Genomic DNA, 11,173 nt, shown 5'->3' on the forward strand with positions numbered 1-11,173 from the left:
CGTCGAACGATCTCCGCTTCGCTCCGACCGCTCGCCGACCCTCCCCACAAAGGGGAGGGTGAAAGGGCGCTGATGCAAAATGCCTGCCGCAGTGCTTGCGCAAGTGCCGCCGAACAGGCCAGTTTGCGCCTGCAGAATCGGTGAGAGCGTGATGACCATCCACACCATCAAGGCCCGGGGCATTTCGGTTTCGCTCGACCTCACGGTCGGCCATATCGCCGACATGGTCGTCGAGGGCGGCGGGCGGCAGCTGAAGCCGCTGCATCGCGCGCCCTGGGTCGACGCGGGCGAGACACTGCCGGACAATTTGCCGGAAGGCACGGTTCGGCTGTCCGGCGATTTTCTCTGCGCGCCGTTTTCGCACAGCGATGTCGAGGAGGCGCCGCTGCATGGCTGGCCGGCCAACAGCGCCTGGGATGTCGTCGAAAGTGTCGCGACCGAGGATGGCTGGCGCGCGGTCTACCGCCTGCGTCACAAGGTGATGGGCGCTTCGGTCGACAAGATCCTGACGCTGCGCGACGGCCATCCCTTCCTCTACCAGGAACATGTGTTTTCCGGTGGCCATAGTGCGATCTCGGTCGCGCATCACCCGATGACGGCAATGACCGGCGGCGGCAGGCTGGCCTTTTCGCCGAAGCGTTTTGCCGCGACGCTGGACGATCCGCTGGAGCCGGATCCCGCCCGCGGCCGCTTCCTGCTGGCCTATCCGGCGCGCTCCGCCGATCTCGGCCATTTTCCCGCCGCCGGCGGCGGCACGCTCGACCTGACGGAATACCGCATGGGCGACCTGCGCGAGGATTTCCTCACGCTGGTCGAGACAGATCATGGCGGACCGGGCTGGACCGCGCTGGCGCGCCAGGCCGAGGACGATCTGGTGCTGGTGCTGAAGAACCCTGCCGAGCTGCCGATCACCATGCTGTGGCTCAGCAATGGCGGGCGCGACTACGCGCCCTGGAGCGGTCGCCACCTGGGCGTGCTCGGCATCGAGGATGGCCGTGCTGCCGTCGGCCATGCCGCCTCGATCGGCGACAACTGGCTGAGGCGCGAAGGGGTAGCGACCGCCTTTGCGCTGGGCGAAAGCCAAAGCGTTTCCTTTCGCCATGTCATCGGCGCCATGCCGCTATCTGGCGGCGAGCCACCGCAGGAGCTCACGACGGCGGATGGCCGCATGCGGCTGACGGCTGGTGGCGCGGCGCGGGAGGTTCCCTTCGACAGCGATTTCCTGCGCATTGGCCAGCCAGCGGCTGCCTGAACGAACAGCACAGTTGACTTCTGTTCGTTCAAGGGTTCCCATCAATTGCCAAAGTTGGCGCCGCCCCTCACCTGCATGCCGGCATCCTCTCCCCGTATAGTGACGGGGAGAGGGACGCTGTCATTTATGATTTCGCCAATCACCAACGTTACAGAAATTACGCCTAGGTTGCGGCTGGCCCCTTCTCCCCGTCACTATACGGGGAGAAGTGCCCGGCAGGGCGATGAGGGGCGGCGCCAACTTGGCAAAAGACCGCCTCCAATAGCTCAAATCCCGATTTGAAATTTCCGCCAACTGCCGACAAGATACAGCGGAAATTATCGTGCCGATCATCCAGGCAAGCGAGGCTCTCATGTCCGAAATCGCCCATCTCGCCGCCACCATCTTCAAGCGCGCCGGTAAGGCAAACCGCTTCATCGTCGCCATTGCCGGCCCACCAGGCTCCGGCAAGTCGACGCTGTCGGCAAGGCTGCATGAACTGCTGCCCGAAGGGGCAGCTGAGGTCGTGCCGATGGACGGCTTCCACTATGACGACGCCGTGCTCGAGCGGCGCGGCCTGCGCGCGCGCAAGGGGGCGCCGGAAACCTTCGACTTTGCCGGTTTTGAGGTCCTGCTGAAGCGTATCCGGGCCGGCGAAGCCGACATCGCCATCCCGGTCTTCGACCGCAGCATGGAACTGTCGCGCGCCGCCGCCTCGATCGTCGCCACGCAAACCAAGTTCATCCTGGTCGAGGGCAACTACCTGCTGCTCGACGAGGAGCCGTGGTCGCGGCTGGCGCCGCTGTTCGATTTCTCAATCTTCGTCGACGTGCCGCGCAACGAGCTCGAGCGCCGCCTGATGGAGCGCTGGCACGGACATGGCCGCTCCGATGAAGATGCGCGCGCCTGGATCGCGTCCAACGACCTGCCCAACATCGAGCGCGTGCTCGCGCGGCGCCGGACTGCCGATCTTGTGATCGGCCTTTCCGCTTGATTCGACGGATTGCGCAAGGGGAACCTTAAGACTTTCAGGCCGTTATCCCGACACGGCAATTGTGCCAGAAGAGGGATTCGGTCCAATGGCAACCAAGGCAAGAAAGCCCGCGCCCGCCAAGGGCAAGGCGACCCAATCCAAGGCCGGCGCCGGCCCGGCGATGACAGCCCGTTCGAAGGACGCCAAGCCGGCCTTCGGCAAGGCAGCGCCGAAGAAAGTGGTGCCGGCCGCAGCGAAAGCCGCGCCAAAAGCAGCAAAGCCGAAGAAGCCCGCGAGTTCCAGCGACTCCCTGAGCGGCGGTGCGGTGCGCACGGCCAAGGCGACGGCCAACGTCGCTGCCGGCGCCGTCATGGTCGCCGCCCGAGGTGCTGCGTCGCTCGCCGCTTCCGTCATGGGCAAAGGCGGTTCGAAGGCCAAAGCGAAGGCGAAATAGACGCGCCTCGGAGGCTGGTTCGGCTATCCCTTGGCCGGGATGGTCAGCCCTTTTTGCACCGCCGGCCGCGCCAGGCCGCGCTCCAGCCATGTCGAGACATTGACGAAATCGTCGAAGCCGACGAGCTCGCGGGCTTCGTAGAAGCCGATCAGGTTGCGCACCCAGCCGAGCAGCGAGATGTCGGCGATGGTGTAGTCATTGCCCATGATCCACTTGCGCCCCTGCAGCCTGCCGTCGAGCACGCCGAGCAGTCGCTTTGACTCGTCGCGATAGCGCTCCAGAGGGCGTTTGTCGGCGATCTCGCGGCCGGCGAATTTGTGGAAGAAGCCGACCTGGCCGAACATCGGCCCGACCGAAGCCATCTGGAAGAACACCCACTGGATGGTCTCGTAGCGGCGCGCGGCATCGATGGGCATGAGCAGGCCGGTCTTTTCAGCGAGGTAGAGCAGGATGGCGCCGGATTCGAACAGGCCGATCGGCTTGCCGTCCGGACCGTTCGGATCGATGATCGCCGGGATCTTGCCGTTGGGGTTGAGCGACAGGAATTCCGGCGTCCAGCTTTCATTCTGGCCGATGTTGACCCAATGCGGCTCGTAGGGCAGGCCAAGTTCCTCCAGGGCAATCGATATCTTCACGCCGTTCGGCGTTGTCGCCGAATAAAGCTGGATCTGGTCCGGATGCCTGGCCGGCCAACGCTTTGCGATCGGAAAGGCGGACAGGTCGGCCATAAAAACTCCTGAAGAGGGTTCGCGTCGAGCGGCGCGCTTAGATCAGACAGCCTTGTTCAGACGGCCTTGAAGGCCAGCACGGCATTGGTGCCGCCGAACGCGAAGCCGTTGCTGATCGCGGCGCGCACCTTGCGCTCGCGCGGCACGTTCGGCGTGACGTCGAGATCGCAATCGGGATCGGCCTCTCGAAAATTGGCCGTCGGCGGCACGATGCCTTCGCGGATCGCCATCACGCAGGCGATCATCTCCAGCGCCCCCGATGCGCCGAGGCAATGGGCGTGCATCGATTTGGTCGACGACACCGAAAGCTTATAGGCATGGTCGCCGAAGACGCGCTTGATCGCTGCCGTCTCGATCTGGTCGTTGGCCTTGGTGCCGGTGCCATGGGCGTTGAGGTAGTCGACATCCTCGGGATTGAAGCCGGCATCGGCCAGGCAGGCGCGCATGGCCGCTGTCGGCCCTTCGACGGTCGGCGCGACAATGTCAGAGGCATCGGCGGAGAGGCCGGCGCCGGCGACCTCGGCAAGGATGGTGGCGCCGCGCGCCATGGCATGCTCGTAGGTTTCCAGGACCGCCATGCCGGCCCCCTCGCCGAGCGACAGGCCCTGGCGATCAGCCGAGAATGGCCGGCAGGTATCGGGCGCCAGCACGCGCAATGCTTCCCAGCCCTTCAGGATGCCCCAAACCAGCGGCGCATCGGTGCCGCCGGCGACCATCACATCGGCGCGGCCAAGCCTGATCTGGTCGACGGCCGAGGCGATGGCGTGGTTGGATGAGGAGCAGGCCGAGGTGACGCCGAAGACCGGGCCGCGCAGGCCGAGATTCATGCTGACATGGCCGGAGGCCGCACTTGGCATCACCTTTGGCACGGTGAAGATGCCGGCGCGATTCTTGCCTTCGATCAGGATAGCCCGATAGTTTTCCTCGATCGCCTCCCAGCCACAGACGCCGACACCGACGACGGTGCCCATCCGATAGGTGGTGTTCTCGTTCGAAACCAGGCCGGACTGCTGCATGGCTTCCCTGGCTGCGATGGTCGCCAGCAGGCTGAAGCGGTCCATCGACACGGTCTGCTTGCGGTCGATTCAGTGATCGGGAAGCGCCTTGATTTCGCAGCCGACCTTGACCTTCAAATCATGCAGTTGGGGACTTGTGATCTGGCCGATGGCCGAGCGGCCGGCGCGCATCTCGTTCCAGATCTCGGGCGCGCTGGTGCCGAGCCCGCAAATGCCGCCCATGCCGGTGATGACAACGCGCTGCCGCATTCAGTTCAGGCTTTTTTCGCGATCAGCGCGCGCACAGCTTCGACCATGTCGCCGACATTCTTCAGATTGCTCCAGGCGTCGACCGTGTTCATCTCGATCTCGATGCCATACTCTTCCTCAAGATCGAAGATAATCTCCGTCAGCTCGAGCGAATGGATGCCAAGCGAGGTCAATTCGGTGGTGGTGGTGATTTCTTCGCCGCCCGGCTCGGCATGAGCCTTGATCTTCGCGATGATATCCGTTGCCAGCTGGTCGGCCATTCGGTTCCTTCCCCACTATCTCGACGTTTCCCGACGCCAACTGAGCAGCGCCCCTTTTTCTCCTGGTATCAAGCCGCCGTCGTCGTTTAATACCCCCGCCAAGCGCAGCATGACCGTACCAAGGTGGTTCCCTCTATAGAAACCGAAACGTTGTCAAGCAACAAGCTATATCGAACTCCATATCGACAAAGCCGACGGAGTGCTTAACGTGCAGGCATGGATATGGGCGAGCCTAGCGGCGAACATGACGGGATTTCGAAGCAGCGCGTTGCGGGCGTCGCGCGGCTTTCCTGCGCGCTCAGTGAGGGCCGCACGCGCCTGCGGCGCCTCTATCAGGACGGCGCCGCCAAGATAAGAATGCCGGCCGTCTCGGCCGATCCGCTCGAAGCGGTGCTGATCAACACCGCCGGCGGGATGACCGGCGGCGACCGTATCGCCTGGGAGGTGGATGTCGGCGCGGCCGCTTCGGCATCGATCACCACGCAGGCCTGCGAGAAGATCTACCGGGCGGCATCCGACCGTGCCGAAGTGCGGGTCAATTTGTCGGTCGGCGAAAACGGGCGCATCACCTGGCTGCCACAGGAAACCATCGTCTTCGACCGGGCGGCCTTTGCCCGCACGCTCGACGTCGAGCTTGCCGTCGGCGCCGAGGCGCTGGTGCTGGAAGCCGCCGTCTTCGGCCGCCTGGCGATGGGCGAACGCGCCACGCAGGGCAACTTCCATGACCGCTGGCGTGTGCGTCAGGATGGCGCCCTCATCCATGCCGAGGATTTCCGCATCGGGCCCGATATCGCCGCCACGCTCGACCGCCCGGCGGTTGCCGGCGGCGCGATCGCGGTGGCGACACTGCTTCTGGTGTCGCCCCGCGCCGAGGCCCTGCTCGATCCGGTTCTGGAGATCGTCGGCGACCACGGCAGCGCCAGCGTCTGGAGCGTGAAGAAATCTGGCAAGCTTCTTGCGAGGCTCTACGCCGGGGACGGCTACCGGCTGCGCCAGCGGCTGGTTCCACTCGTCGGATTGCTCAACGGAAGGGCGGGGTTGCCCAAATTATGGTCACTATAGGCCTGTCTCTACCAATCCAGGGAAACGCATGAACCTGACGCCGAGGGAAAAGGACAAGCTGCTGATCGCCATGGCGGCGATCGTGGCGCGCAAGCGGCTCGAACGCGGCGTCAAGCTCAACCATCCGGAAGCGATCGCGCTGATCACCGACTTCGTCGTCGAAGGCGCCCGCGACGGCCGTCCGGTCGCCGAACTGATGGAAGCCGGCGCTCATGTCGTCAGCCGCGCGCAAGTCATGGAAGGCATCGCCGAGATGATCCATGACGTGCAGGTCGAGGCGACTTTTCCCGACGGCACCAAGCTGGTGACCGTGCACGAACCGATCCGTTGAGGAGGACAGGATGCTGGAGCTGCGTCCCAACTGCGAATGCTGCGACAAGGACCTGCCGCCCGAAGCGACGGATGCGCTGATCTGCACCTTCGAGTGCACCTTTTGCGCCGGATGCGTGGAACAGGTGTTGGGCGGCATCTGCCCCAATTGCGGCGGTGGTTTTTCGGCGCGGCCGATCCGCCCGCCGGCGATGCTGAAGAAATATCCGGCGTCGCGCAGACGCGTTCTCAAGGCTGAAGGCTGCGGTCCCAGCAAGGCGGCGTAAACACCAGACCGAGCAAAACGAAAGGCAAATAGAATGATCCCTGCCAAACGCCTCTGCCTGTCGGCGATCCTGCTGCTGGCCGCTGCCATGCCGGCCTATGCTCATGTCGGCATCGGCACGGCCTCCTCCTTCACGGCCGGCTTCATGCACCCGCTTTCCGGGCTCGATCACATGACGGTGATGGTCGCGGTCGGGCTGTGGGCGGCGCTCAAGGGCGGCAAGGCGGTTCTTGCCTGGCCGGCGGCGTTTGTCGGCGTCATGCTGGTCGGCGGCGCGCTGGGCATGCTGCACATGCCGCTGCCCTTCGTCGAACCGGGCATACTGGCATCGGTCGTGACGCTCGGGTTGCTGGTGGCGCTGGCGATCGATCTGCCGGTCTCGGCCGGGGTCGCCATCATCGGCCTGTTCGCACTTTTCCACGGCCACGCGCATGGCACCGAGGTGCCGGAGAATGCCGGCGGGCTTGAATACATGGCCGGCTTTGCCATCGCCACGCTGTTGCAGCATGCCGCCGGCATCGCCGCCGGTCTCGGTATCCGGTTCCGTGGCCTGGCCCGCGCTGCCGGTGCCGCCTGCGCGGCGATCGGCATCGGTCTCGCCTTCGGCATCGTGTGAGGGTGACCATGATCCCCGGTGAGATCATCACGGTGGGCGGCGACATCGAGCTCAACAAGGGCCTGCCCACCGTCACCCTGAAAGTCGCCAACAGCGGCGACCGGCCGATCCAGGTCGGCAGCCACTACCATTTCTTCGAGACCAATGAGGGGCTGAAATTCGACCGTGAGCGCGCCAGGGGCATGCGCCTCGACATTGCCGCGGGCACGGCCATGCGTTTCGAGCCGGGGCAGGAGCGCGACGTCACGCTGGTGCCGCTCGGCGGCAAACGCGAGGTCTACGGATTTCAGCAGAAGGTGATGGGCAAGCTGTGAAATCTTCCGGCGCGCTCAGCTCAGTTCGATGGCTTGGCCGCGGCGTAGATGACGATCTTTCCGGGATCGTCGAATTCGACGGCAAGGACATCCTGCGCCTGCACGCGCCGCGATTCGATGGCGTTGAACAGCAGCGCGTTGGCCTCGATCTCCTTGCGCAGCTCGGTGATGTCGTCCTGATGCTGCTTGACCTTGCTTTCGATCTCCGGCGGCGGGCCGCCTTCGCTGCGCGCGGCATCGGTGAGGAACACGATGTCGACCTTGTCGAGCTTGGACGTCTTGCGCACCGTACCGATGTTTTCACGCGTGCGGTCGATCGCCGTGTTGACGCTGCGGGCCTCAGCGGTGGCCTTGGCCTCTTCCTGCTTGACCTGCGAGCCGACGATGCGGTTGACGGTCTCCGTGCTTTCGAGCCCTTGCGCCTTCAATCCGGTAGCAGAACCAGCAGCCGCCAGGAAGGCCGTGGCGGCGATTGCCCGCATTCCGGTCGAGAAAGAATTGGTCGCCATCGCTCGCTCCTGAGAGAAATCGTTTCGGGGCGCGGGTTAGCGCGAAAAAAACAAAACGAATGCCGCCCGGCGAAGGTTCCTTTCCCGATGCGGCCGGCCGGCCGGATGCCGGCCCGCCGTGCCGTGGCGTCAGCTCGCCTTCTTGGTGATCAGGGTCAGTGCACCATTGGGTTCCATGCTGGCCGCGACCACCTGCGCCGAGGTCATTCCCTTGGCCTCCAGCGCCGACTTCACCTTGGGTGTGGCATCGATCGAGCTGCGCAGTTTCTTCAAGCCGTCATCGCCGCGCTGGGCGATCACCTGGTTGACCTGCGTCTGGGTGTCCTTTGGCAGCTCGGTGATGTCGACGATGTTGACGCTCTGGATCGTCGGCACCGCAGGCTGAGCCTGGGGCGTGGCTGGAGCAGGCGTTGCCGGCGCCGGAGCGGGCTGTGGCGCGGGTTGCTGCTGGGCACTGGCGGCGCCCGCCAGCATCAGGCTGGCTGCGGCGGCAAGAATTATCGTTTTGCGCATGGATTTTCCTTTCCATCGATTGGCAAACGGTCGGTCTGGGGTGACCCCCTAACCTCAACCGCCAAATGGGATCAGAAGGTGTCGCCCAGCGGGTCATTGCGTGACCATAGGATGGCAGCAATGTGCAGCACCGCTTCAATCCAACCGCATTTCAGGAGCAATCGCTGATGGCCAGAATTACCCGCACCGCCTATGCGCAGATGTATGGCCCGACGGTCGGCGACAGAGTGCGCCTTGCCGACACCGAACTGTTCATCGAGGTCGAGAAGGATCTCACCATCCATGGCGAAGAGGTGAAATTCGGCGGCGGCAAGGTGATCCGCGACGGCATGGGCCAGAGCCAGGTTTCCAGAGCCCAGGGCGCCGTCGACACGGTGATCACCAACGCACTGGTGATCGATGCCAGCGCAGGCATCTTCAAGGCCGATATCGGGCTTCGCGACGGGCGCATCGCGGCCATCGGCAAGGCCGGCAATCCGGACACGCAGGATGGCGTCACCATCATCATCGGCCCCGGCACCGAGATCATCGCCGGCGAGGGCAAGATTCTGACCGCAGGCGGCTTCGACGCGCATATCCACTTCATCTGCCCGCAGCAGATCGAGGAAGCGCTGATGTCAGGCATCACCACCATGCTCGGCGGCGGCACCGGACCGGCGCACGGCACGCTGGCCACCACCTGTACGCCGGGACCATGGCACATGGCCCGCATGATCCGGTCCTTCGATGCCTTCCCGATGAACATCGGCCTGTCGGGCAAGGGCAATGCCTCGTTGCCCGCCGCGCTCGAGGAAATGGTGCTGGGCGGCGCCTGTTCGCTGAAGCTGCACGAAGACTGGGGCACGACGCCGGCGGCCATCGATTGCTGCCTGTCGGTCGCCGACGACTACGACGTGCAGGTGATGATCCATACCGATACGCTGAACGAATCCGGCTTTGTCGAGAACACGGTCGCTGCCATCAAAGGCCGCACCATCCACGCCTTCCACACCGAGGGCGCCGGCGGCGGCCACGCACCCGACATCATCAAGGTCTGCGGCCTGCCCAACGTCATCCCGTCCTCGACCAACCCGACGCGGCCCTACACGGTCAACACGCTGGCCGAGCATCTCGACATGCTGATGGTCTGCCATCATCTGTCGCCGTCGATCCCCGAGGACATCGCCTTTGCCGAAAGCCGCATCCGCAAGGAGACCATCGCGGCCGAAGACATTTTGCACGACATCGGTGCCTTCTCGATCATCTCGTCGGACAGCCAGGCCATGGGCCGCGTCGGCGAAGTCGCGATCCGCACCTGGCAGACCGCCGACAAGATGAAGCGCCAGCGCGGCTCGCTGCCGCAGGAGACCGGCAACAACGACAATTTCCGCGTCCGCCGCTACATCGCCAAATACACGATCAACCCGGCCATCGCGCATGGGCTGTCGAAAGACATCGGCTCGATCGCGGTCGGCAAGCGCGCCGACCTGGTGCTGTGGAACCCGGCCTTCTTCGGCGTCAAGCCGGACATGGTGCTGATCGGCGGCATGATCGCCGCAGCACCGATGGGCGACCCCAACGCCTCGATCCCGACGCCGCAGCCGATGCACTACCGGCCGATGTTCGGCGCCTATGGCAAGGCCAGGACCAACTCGTCGGTGACCTTCGTTTCGAAAGCCGCGCTCGAATCAGGCCTGCACGGCAGGCTCGGTGTCGACAAGCAGTTCGTCGCCGTCGAGAACACCCGCGGCGGCATCGGCAAGCATTCGATGGTGCTCAACGACGCCACGCCGCATGTCGAGGTCGACCCGGAAACCTATGAGGTGCGTGCCGACGGCGAGCTTTTGACCTGCGAGCCGGCGACGGTGCTGCCGATGGCGCAGAGATACTTTCTGTTCTGAAGCGGCGATTCGACGGGGCGAGCATTATCCGTTGCAGCCCTTGGTGGGAGGCAGCAATATGCGGCCGACCAACAGTTGCATTGTGATCGAGCATGGCCACCGAAATCGCTTCCGCCCACGACATTTTCCCGCATATTCGCATCGTCATGGGCATGGTGATCGGGCTTGGCGTCGCCCGCCTGCTGTCGGGGGTGGCGCGCATCGTCCAGCATCCCGGCCAGTACAAGCTCTATCCCGTGCATCTGGCCTGGGTCGTCTCGGTGCTCCTGATGCTGGTGCATTTCTGGTGGTGGGAGTTCGGCCTCTACGCCATCGAGACCTGGACCTTCGGCAAGTACCTGTTCATCATCTTCTACGCGATCACGCTGTTCCTGCTGTGCGCGCTTTTGTTTCCCGATTCGATGCTGGACTACACCAGCTACGAGGATTTCTTCTATTCGCGCCGTGCGTGGTTCTTCGGCCTGCTGGCGGCGACCTACCTGCTCGACGTGATCGACACGCTGCTGAAAGGGCCGGAGCATTTCGCCCGCTTCGGCAGCGAGTATCTGTTCCGCACGCCGGTCTTCGTTGCGCTGTGTATCGTCGCGATCCTGGTGCGCGACCGCCGCTTCCACATCGCCTTCGTCACGGCGGCGCTTATCTACCAGATATCGTTCATCCTGCGGCTCTTCGACACCATCGTCTGAACGAACGCGATGGTCTAGCTTGTTGGGGAAAGGCAGGGTTCGACATGTACAAGGCCGTCGGATCGCGCGGATCCCGGGTCAGCCGCG

14 protein-coding genes and 1 pseudogene are annotated in these 11,173 nt (G+C 64.3%); 10 read left to right on the forward strand and 5 right to left on the reverse strand.

The window, feature by feature from the left end:
- Positions 1-151: 151 nt before the first annotated feature.
- From EOB49_RS29720 to EOB49_RS29735, 3 genes are all read left to right on the forward strand, one after another.
- Positions 152-1,252 carry a hypothetical protein gene (locus EOB49_RS29720; RefSeq protein WP_127383070.1) on the forward strand — a complete coding sequence of 367 codons (1,101 nt, stop codon included), beginning with the start codon at positions 152-154 and terminating at the stop codon, positions 1,250-1,252.
- 352 nt (positions 1,253-1,604) lie between these two features.
- Positions 1,605-2,225 carry a nucleoside triphosphate hydrolase gene (locus EOB49_RS29730; protein ID WP_127383071.1) on the forward strand — a complete coding sequence of 207 codons (621 nt, stop codon included), beginning with the start codon at positions 1,605-1,607 and terminating at the stop codon, positions 2,223-2,225.
- An 85-nt stretch (positions 2,226-2,310) separates the two neighbouring features.
- Complete coding sequence (locus EOB49_RS29735) at positions 2,311-2,658, forward strand: hypothetical protein (RefSeq protein ID WP_127383072.1); 348 nt, start codon at positions 2,311-2,313, stop codon at positions 2,656-2,658.
- Between the two features lie 23 nt (positions 2,659-2,681).
- Here EOB49_RS29735 and EOB49_RS29740 read toward each other — a convergent pair whose 3' ends face one another.
- The 3 genes and pseudogenes from EOB49_RS29740 to EOB49_RS29750 form a co-directional block, all read right to left on the reverse strand.
- A complete protein-coding gene (locus EOB49_RS29740; RefSeq protein WP_127383073.1) occupies positions 2,682-3,386 on the reverse strand; it encodes a glutathione S-transferase N-terminal domain-containing protein in 705 nt (234 codons plus the stop codon).
- Between the two features lie 56 nt (positions 3,387-3,442).
- Positions 3,443-4,651 (reverse strand): annotated as a pseudogene (locus EOB49_RS29745) (beta-ketoacyl-[acyl-carrier-protein] synthase family protein).
- Between the two features lie 5 nt (positions 4,652-4,656).
- Complete coding sequence (locus tag EOB49_RS29750; protein ID WP_013528393.1) at positions 4,657-4,911, reverse strand: acyl carrier protein; 255 nt, start codon at positions 4,909-4,911, stop codon at positions 4,657-4,659.
- 222 nt (positions 4,912-5,133) lie between these two features.
- Between EOB49_RS29750 and EOB49_RS29755 the strand changes: the two genes are divergently transcribed.
- Genes EOB49_RS29755 through EOB49_RS29775 form a run of 5 tightly spaced genes read left to right on the forward strand, consistent with a single transcriptional unit; the run spans position 5,134 to position 7,498 of the window.
- The gene (locus EOB49_RS29755; protein WP_127383074.1) at positions 5,134-5,973 is read left to right on the forward strand and encodes an urease accessory protein UreD; all 840 of its coding nucleotides are present in this window, start codon (positions 5,134-5,136) and stop codon (positions 5,971-5,973) included.
- Positions 5,974-6,001: 28 nt separating this feature from the next.
- Complete coding sequence (locus EOB49_RS29760) at positions 6,002-6,304, forward strand: urease subunit gamma (protein WP_015314510.1); 303 nt, start codon at positions 6,002-6,004, stop codon at positions 6,302-6,304.
- A gap of 10 nt (positions 6,305-6,314) precedes the next feature.
- Positions 6,315-6,569, forward strand: coding sequence for a DUF1272 domain-containing protein (locus tag EOB49_RS29765; RefSeq protein ID WP_127383075.1), 255 nt, complete (start codon positions 6,315-6,317; stop codon positions 6,567-6,569).
- A gap of 33 nt (positions 6,570-6,602) precedes the next feature.
- Positions 6,603-7,184: a HupE/UreJ family protein gene (locus tag EOB49_RS29770; protein WP_127383076.1), complete on the forward strand. Its 582-nt coding sequence runs from the start codon at positions 6,603-6,605 to the stop codon at positions 7,182-7,184.
- 8 nt (positions 7,185-7,192) lie between these two features.
- Positions 7,193-7,498, forward strand: coding sequence for an urease subunit beta (locus EOB49_RS29775; RefSeq protein ID WP_027040029.1), 306 nt, complete (start codon positions 7,193-7,195; stop codon positions 7,496-7,498).
- Between the two features lie 20 nt (positions 7,499-7,518).
- On the opposite strand, the gene EOB49_RS29780 is transcribed toward EOB49_RS29775, so the two are convergent.
- Complete coding sequence (locus EOB49_RS29780; RefSeq protein ID WP_127383077.1) at positions 7,519-8,007, reverse strand: hypothetical protein; 489 nt, start codon at positions 8,005-8,007, stop codon at positions 7,519-7,521.
- Positions 8,008-8,136: 129 nt separating this feature from the next.
- The gene (locus EOB49_RS29785; RefSeq protein WP_127383078.1) at positions 8,137-8,520 is read right to left on the reverse strand and encodes a hypothetical protein; all 384 of its coding nucleotides are present in this window, start codon (positions 8,518-8,520) and stop codon (positions 8,137-8,139) included.
- A gap of 164 nt (positions 8,521-8,684) precedes the next feature.
- Here EOB49_RS29785 and ureC point away from each other — a divergent pair, with 164 nt between their 5' ends.
- A complete protein-coding gene (gene ureC, locus EOB49_RS29790; RefSeq protein ID WP_164781854.1) occupies positions 8,685-10,400 on the forward strand; it encodes an urease subunit alpha in 1,716 nt (571 codons plus the stop codon).
- Between the two features lie 92 nt (positions 10,401-10,492).
- Positions 10,493-11,086, forward strand: a complete 594-nt coding sequence (locus tag EOB49_RS29795; RefSeq protein ID WP_127318240.1) for a hypothetical protein — start codon at positions 10,493-10,495, stop codon at positions 11,084-11,086.
- Positions 11,087-11,173 lie beyond the last annotated feature (87 nt).

This window comes from Mesorhizobium sp. M7A.F.Ca.MR.148.00.0.0 (assembly GCF_003997735.1).
Lineage (GTDB): Bacteria > Pseudomonadota > Alphaproteobacteria > Rhizobiales > Rhizobiaceae > Mesorhizobium.

Bases quoted from the DNA above. Each gene is read 5' to 3' on its own strand.
- EOB49_RS29770 (WP_127383076.1), top strand. From the start codon at position 6,603: ATGATCCCTGCCAAACGCCTCTGCCTGTCGGCGATCCTGCTGCTGGCC.
- EOB49_RS29760 (WP_015314510.1), top strand. From the start codon at position 6,002: ATGAACCTGACGCCGAGGGAAAAGGACAAGCTGCTGATCGCCATGGCG.
- EOB49_RS29785 (WP_127383078.1), bottom strand. From the start codon at position 8,520: ATGCGCAAAACGATAATTCTTGCCGCCGCAGCCAGCCTGATGCTGGCG.
- EOB49_RS29780 (WP_127383077.1), bottom strand. From the start codon at position 8,007: ATGGCGACCAATTCTTTCTCGACCGGAATGCGGGCAATCGCCGCCACG.
- EOB49_RS29720 (WP_127383070.1), top strand. From the start codon at position 152: ATGACCATCCACACCATCAAGGCCCGGGGCATTTCGGTTTCGCTCGAC.
- EOB49_RS29795 (WP_127318240.1), top strand. From the start codon at position 10,493: ATGGCCACCGAAATCGCTTCCGCCCACGACATTTTCCCGCATATTCGC.
- EOB49_RS29755 (WP_127383074.1), top strand. From the start codon at position 5,134: ATGGGCGAGCCTAGCGGCGAACATGACGGGATTTCGAAGCAGCGCGTT.
- EOB49_RS29750 (WP_013528393.1), bottom strand. From the start codon at position 4,911: ATGGCCGACCAGCTGGCAACGGATATCATCGCGAAGATCAAGGCTCAT.
- EOB49_RS29765 (WP_127383075.1), top strand. From the start codon at position 6,315: ATGCTGGAGCTGCGTCCCAACTGCGAATGCTGCGACAAGGACCTGCCG.
- EOB49_RS29775 (WP_027040029.1), top strand. From the start codon at position 7,193: ATGATCCCCGGTGAGATCATCACGGTGGGCGGCGACATCGAGCTCAAC.
- EOB49_RS29740 (WP_127383073.1), bottom strand. From the start codon at position 3,386: ATGGCCGACCTGTCCGCCTTTCCGATCGCAAAGCGTTGGCCGGCCAGG.
- EOB49_RS29735 (WP_127383072.1), top strand. From the start codon at position 2,311: ATGGCAACCAAGGCAAGAAAGCCCGCGCCCGCCAAGGGCAAGGCGACC.
- EOB49_RS29730 (WP_127383071.1), top strand. From the start codon at position 1,605: ATGTCCGAAATCGCCCATCTCGCCGCCACCATCTTCAAGCGCGCCGGT.